Raw genomic sequence first — 6,315 nt, 5'->3', positions numbered from 1 at the left:
GAACGTTCAATCAATAAAAAGTATGATATTTGCAACAGGGTCGTTTTACACAACTCTTAAAGGTATCATTGGAGATACCTGTTAAGGTGTCAGAATTGTAGGTTTAATTGATTGAATTTTGTGTTCGGATCAATGGTCTGATCATCAAAGGGAAATCATTTTTTACAATACTGTTGATTACAAAAATACAGCTTCACTCGCGATAGGTTGTTCGCCAAATGACTGTTCGCTGCTGTGCCTTCTCGTTGTTTTCGTCAATAAATCGTGGTTGAGTTATTGAGAAAAACAACATTTTTATAATTTAATTTTACTTGAGGATTGTATGGTAACAGATAATCCAAGAGCAGTTGATGACTCATCTATTCAAACAAAAGATCAGTTAAATCGTGTGGTCTTTTATGTTTCAGCGCTCATTATTTTAATATTTTCACTCACTACGATTTTATTCAATGACTTCGCCAATCACATGTTAAATGTGGTGCTCGCTTGGGTTAGTGATAAGTTTAGTTGGTACTATTTATTAGCTGCTACGCTTTACTTAATCTTTGTCGTCTTTATCGCTTGCTCTCGTTATGGCGATATTAAATTAGGTCCAAAACATTCCAAACCTGAGTTTAGTTTGCTGAGTTGGTCGGCGATGCTATTTGCCGCAGGGATTGGTACGGATTTAATGTTCTTCTCGGTGGCTGAACCACTGTCGCATTATATGAATCCACCTGTGGGTGAGGGGCAAACCTATGAAGCTGCTCGTCAAGGGATGGTTTGGACATTATTTCACTATGGCTTAACGGGTTGGGGGATGTATGCCTTAGTCGGAATGGCTTTAGGTTATTTCAGCTATCGTTACAATCTGCCGTTGACGATTCGTTCAGCGCTTTACCCAATCTTTGGTAAAAAGATTGATGGTCCGATTGGTCATACCGTAGATACAGCCGCAGTGATTGGTACGATTTTTGGTATTGCCACAACTTGTGGTATTGCCGTCGTACAAATTAACTATGGTTTGCATGTTCTATTCAATACGCCTGAAAGTTTATGGGTGCAGTCGGGTCTGATCTTGGTTGCGGTGATCGTGACGATTATCTCGGTCACGGCAGGGGTCAACAAGGGCATTAAAGTCTTATCGGAAATCAACATTTATGCCGCTATTGGTTTGATGTTGTTTATTTTATTACTCGGTAATACTGAATTTTTACTCAATGCCTTAGTTCAGAACTTTGGTGACTATATCAGTCGATTCCCAAGTTTGGCTTTAGAAAGTTTTGCTTTCCAGCAACCGAAAGAATGGATGAGTAGTTGGACACTATTCTTCTGGGCTTGGTGGGTAGCATGGTCTCCATTTGTGGGACTATTCCTTGCACGGATTTCTAAAGGTCGTACCATTCGTGAGTTTGTATGTGGGACATTGATTATCCCATTATTATTCACGATTACATGGTTATCTATTTTCGGTAATAGTGCGTTATATAACGTTATTTTTGACGGCAATACCGCATTGGCACAAACCGTATTGACTGATCCTGCGCATGGTTTCTATGATTTACTTGCACAGTATCCGTGGTTCCCGTTTGTTGCTGGTGTCGCGACAATTACAGGCTTACTGTTTTATGTGACATCAGCCGATTCTGGCGCACTGGTATTGGGTAATTTCACCACTAAATTCTCCAATGTTGATAACGATGCGCCACGTTGGTTACGCGTATTCTGGGCAGTTGCGATTGGTTTATTAACCCTTGCGATGTTGATGGCAAATGGTATTACTGCCTTACAAAGTGCCACCGTGATTATGGGCTTGCCATTTAGCTTTGTAATGCTGTTGGTAATGGCTGGTTTGTACAAGTCATTACGCCTTGAGGATTATCGTAAAGCCAGTCGAAGCCTGAACGCCGCACCTGTTGTGGGGAACGTCGATATTCTAAATTGGAAGCAACGTTTGTCACGAGTGATGCATCACCCAGGAAGCAGTGAAACGAAACGGATGTTGGATAACGTCTGTGCGCCAGCTGTGAAGACTGTTGCGGATGAATTGATTAAGCGTGGAATGAATGTCGAAGTTACACAAGGCGAGCTTGAAGATAGCGATATGCTCTACCATCTTGATTTAACAATCAATATCGAAGAAGAACATAACTTTGTCTATCAAATTTGGCCTGTACGCTATATTGCGCCTACATTTAGTGAGCGTGGTAAACGTGGTAAGCAACATTATTATCGTTTGGAAACCTTCTTATACGAAGGCTCTCAAGATAACGATTTAGTTGGCTACACCAAAGAACAAGTGATCAATGACATTCTTGATAAGTATGAACGCCATATGACTTTCTTGCATATCAACCGCATTAGTCCGGGAAATCGTCCGTTGTATCCTGATTCTCAGGATTAACAAATAAAAAACCTCACTGCAATGTGAGGTTTTTTTATCGCTTATGATTATAAAGCGCCGTACTGCTGCCATGTTTCGCCAGTATTGTAATGTGAATAATGAATTTTGAGCTCATGTAGAGACTGGCTTTGATAAAGTGCAAAGATGATCATAATTAAAAATAGGCTAACTAACTTAATTAGACGCTTATGTTTGTAATTTCCTGAATATAAATAAAAAATACAGTAAAATGCCAAGATCAAATAAGTACAAAACAATGAGTTGAAGATCAAATAAATCAGTAGTGCTGCGGTTAAAACAAAAGCAGTTCGATTTTTCAAAATACTAGGACGTAAACTTAAAATAGTCAGTGCCAATAAGCCGAATGCAGTCCAAAATAAATAGCCATTGCCACCGATAATGACGATATAGGTTGCTTGTGCCCACAATAAGATGAGCCATACAAAGACAGAAAAAATAATAAATTTAGACGAGCCTAAAGAAGCGGGCAAAGTGTGTTTCATATTGAATTAAATTTTAAAATAGCCAATAAGGTGAAATTTAAAAACGAAAATTAAATAAAGCTTTGGTTTTACTTTTCACGAGAAAAACACAGACCAAAGAAAGTGAACCACCAATTAACATTGCAGGAATCACGCTAAAAAGACGTGCCATCACGCTCGACTGAACAGCACCCAGCTCGTTGCTAGAGGTGACGAAGATACCGTTAATGGCAGCTACACGACCAAGCATGTCTTTGGGTGGAATAAGTTGCAGTATCGTTTGACGAATGACAATGTTGATGCTGTCACAAGCTCCCATAATAATGAGAACTACAGCAGAAAAATAGAGGTGTCTAGTAACAGCAAATAACAGCGTACATAAAGAGAAGCCCGTAATTGCAATTAGCATGGTACGCCAAGGCTGATACTGAGGAGGAAAGCGTACTAAAAGTGCCATCATCACCAGACTACCAACGGCAGGAGCTGCACGTAACACACCAAAACCATCTGCACCGATATGTAAAATATCTTGAGCAAAAATAGGCAATAGGGTGATGATTCCCGCAAAAAAAACGGAACTTAAATCGAGGAACATTACCCAAAAGATAATTTTTGTTTTAAAAATAAATTGTAGTGCTTCTTTTAGACTGTTGGAGATTGATTCAGTTTTGAGTTGAGGAAAGTCTCTCGGCTGCATACCCCACAGGGAAATACTTCCAGTAGTAAATAAACTGCAAATCACGGCAAAGGTAATGTTCAAGTTGAGATGTGCCAGTAGTAATCCACCGAGTATAGGTGCAAGGATACCGCTTGCTTGCCAGCACATGCTAGTCCATGTTGCTGCATTGGTATAAAGATGTTCTGGAACGATAAAAGGTCGTAAAGAGTTAAAACAAGGGCTGTAAATCCCTCGAATACAACCAAATAAAAATAAGATTGAAAAAGTTGTAATCAATAGAACATTTGAGCTGATGTGCTGTGTATGGAATGAATCAAAGCTGAGCCAAAGTGCGAGTGATAGTGGAATCGAAAGACTAAAACTGATTTGTAGGATACGTTGGCGATTAAAACGATCAGCAATATAGCCGCCCCACAATGATAGAGTTAGAAAGGGCAGAAAATCCATTAATCCGACTAGACCAAGCATCAGTGGATTTTTGGTGATTTGATATAAATGAAATGCCACAAGAACTTCTTGGATCAGCACTGCAAAAGTGAGACAGCATTGGTTTAGCGTCAATAACCTAAAGTCACGACTAATAAATGCAGCAAAAGCAGACTGAGCAGAAGTAGGAGACATGATCAAAAAAATTAAGCGATAAAAGAACAAAAAGGGAAGAGTCGAAACTCATCCCTTTTAAAGTTGGATTATGAAAGGTTTATTGAGCTACAGCTTCTGCTTTAGCTGCCTTGTTCGCAGGCGTTAAATTTGCAGGAGTTGTATAGTTCAAACCTAAAGTAGAACTGGTGTAATGACGGATTTGATCAAGTAATGCTGGATTTGCAGAAAGATCTTGACCATAAGAACGCACGATTTCATGCAACTTCTCATTCCATTCGCCATTTGCTTTTTCTGGGAACGCTTGTTCAATCAAGTTCAACATGATGTATGGTGAAGTTGAAGCACCGGGAGAAGCACCAAGCAACGCAGTTACAGATTTATCTTGCGATGCGAAGATTTCTGTACCAAATTGCAATTTAGCTGGTTTACCCGGTTCTTTCTTGATGATCTGAACACGCTGACCACCTTGCTGTAAGTGCCAATCTTTAGGGTCTGCTTCAGGGTAGTATTTTCTTAACTCATTGAAGCGATCTTCATCAGACATCAACACTTGGCTTACGAGATACTGAACAAGATCAGCATTTTGTAGACCAATTGCAGCCATTGGTAAAACGTTGTTTTTGTTGGTAGATGCAAGCAAATCTAACTGTGAACCATGTTTTAGGAACTTGTTTGAATACGTTGCAAATGGTCCAAACAGCACATATTTTTTACCGTCGATATAACGGGTATCAATATGTGGAACAGACATTGGCGGCGCACCAAGATCAGCACGGCCATACACTTTTGCAGTATGTTTTGCTGTGATCGCTGGATTGTCAGTTACTAGGAATTCACCACCAACAGGGAAGCCTGCATATTGTTTCGCTTCAGGTAAGCCAGTCATTTGCAATAATTTAATTGCTGCACCACCTGCACCAATAAATACAAAGCGTGTTTTCACATGGTTGACTTCACCAGACTTTAAATCTTTGAAAGCGACAGACCAAGTGTTGTCATCATTTTTGCTGATGCCAGTCACTTCAGTAGAGGTTCTGAGTTTAAAGTTTGGACTTTTCTCAAGGTGATTCACCAATTGAGTTGTGATCGCACCATAGTTTACGTCAGAACCGACATCCATACGTGTTGCTGCAATCTTCTGCTGAGGATCACGACCATCCATCACCAATGGAGCCCATTGCTTAATTTCAGATGCATCTTCGCTAATCTTCATACCAGCAAATAGAGGGTCTTGAATCATGGCTGCATAGCGCTTTTCCATGAAATCTACATTGTCACCCCAAACGAACGCGATGTGCGGTACTGGGTTGATGAATGTGTTTGGTGTATTTAAAACACCTTGTTTAACTTGATACGACCAGAATTGCTTGGCAATTTCGAATTGACCTGCAACTTTCACTGCTTTAGAAATGTCCATTTTACCGTCTTTTTCAGAGGTATAGTTCATTTCCATAAAGCCTGAGTGACCTGTTCCCGCATTGTTGAAACCATTTGAACTTTCTTGAGCAACTGCATCAAGACGCTCATACATGCGGATATTCCAGTCAGGTTGTAATTCGTTGAGATAAGTACCAAGTGTGGCACTCATGATGCCGCCGCCGATGAGTACAACATCAACAACAGGTTCATCGCTTTTAGTTTTTATTGCCTTAGACGTAATTGGTCTAAAAAGAAAGGCAATAGCAATAACTATCAGTACTAAGAGTAGTACCAATAAGTACTTCCAAAATTTTTTCATTCAATTTACCTTAAAAATTAAATGACTCCCTATATGGATGATATAGAGAGAAGAGATTTAAATGATGAGTGAGCGCAAAGGCACATCAGAATAGGGGATTGCCCGTGCTGATGTTAGAGAAAATAGTTTGTGAATTTTACTTTAAAATAGGCAGTGTTTTTGTTTACCAAATGTTTAAAAATGTATATTTCAAGATGGGTTGATTGGGAGGTTCAATACATTATTGTTAATACTGCATTAATTGAAATAAAAATAGATCATTTGATGAATATATCTTATGTATTTTTTAATTCATTTAATTGTGAAAATTAAAAGCTGCCCTGAGGCAGCTTTTATAATGTAATTTTAAGCTATAGCTTACCAGCTTAAAGCACCACCAGTTTGGTAGTCTGTTACGCGCGTCTCGAAGAAATTCTTCTCTTTACGCAAG

Annotated in this window: 4 protein-coding genes; 1 reads left to right on the top strand and 3 read right to left on the bottom strand. The window is 39.3% G+C overall.

Translation table 11 applies throughout. The features are described from left to right. The first annotated feature begins 322 nt into the window (after positions 1 to 322). Complete coding sequence (locus tag B4237_RS13195) at positions 323 to 2,383, top strand: choline transporter (protein WP_004881361.1); 2,061 nt, start codon at positions 323 to 325, stop codon at positions 2,381 to 2,383. Between the two features lie 47 nt (positions 2,384 to 2,430). On the opposite strand, the gene B4237_RS13190 is transcribed toward B4237_RS13195, so the two are convergent. The 3 genes from B4237_RS13190 to mqo all read right to left on the bottom strand — a co-directional run bounded on the left by B4237_RS13190 (position 2,431) and on the right by mqo (position 5,885). Further along, complete coding sequence (locus B4237_RS13190; RefSeq protein WP_061393349.1) at positions 2,431 to 2,886, bottom strand: hypothetical protein; 456 nt, start codon at positions 2,884 to 2,886, stop codon at positions 2,431 to 2,433. A 37-nt stretch (positions 2,887 to 2,923) separates the two neighbouring features. Then, positions 2,924 to 4,165 carry an MFS transporter gene (locus tag B4237_RS13185; protein WP_286943512.1) on the bottom strand — a complete coding sequence of 414 codons (1,242 nt, stop codon included), beginning with the start codon at positions 4,163 to 4,165 and terminating at the stop codon, positions 2,924 to 2,926. 79 nt (positions 4,166 to 4,244) lie between these two features. Further along, positions 4,245 to 5,885, bottom strand: a complete 1,641-nt coding sequence (mqo, locus tag B4237_RS13180; RefSeq protein WP_019385127.1) for a malate dehydrogenase (quinone) — start codon at positions 5,883 to 5,885, stop codon at positions 4,245 to 4,247. Between the last annotated feature and the right edge of the window lie 430 nt (positions 5,886 to 6,315).

This window comes from Acinetobacter sp. UBA6526 (assembly GCF_002434875.1).
Taxonomy (GTDB): Bacteria; Pseudomonadota; Gammaproteobacteria; order Pseudomonadales; family Moraxellaceae; genus Acinetobacter; species Acinetobacter venetianus.
The sequence above is the reverse complement of the archived record's forward strand: the minus strand, read 5'-3'. Positions and strand labels throughout refer to the sequence as shown.

Excerpts from the sequence above, each read along its gene's own strand:
- B4237_RS13195 (WP_004881361.1), top strand. The coding sequence starts at position 323 with ATGGTAACAGATAATCCAAGAGCAGTTGATGACTCATCTATTCAAACA.
- B4237_RS13190 (WP_061393349.1), bottom strand. The coding sequence starts at position 2,886 with ATGAAACACACTTTGCCCGCTTCTTTAGGCTCGTCTAAATTTATTATT.
- B4237_RS13185 (WP_286943512.1), bottom strand. The coding sequence starts at position 4,165 with ATGTCTCCTACTTCTGCTCAGTCTGCTTTTGCTGCATTTATTAGTCGT.
- mqo (WP_019385127.1), bottom strand. The coding sequence starts at position 5,885 with ATGAAAAAATTTTGGAAGTACTTATTGGTACTACTCTTAGTACTGATA.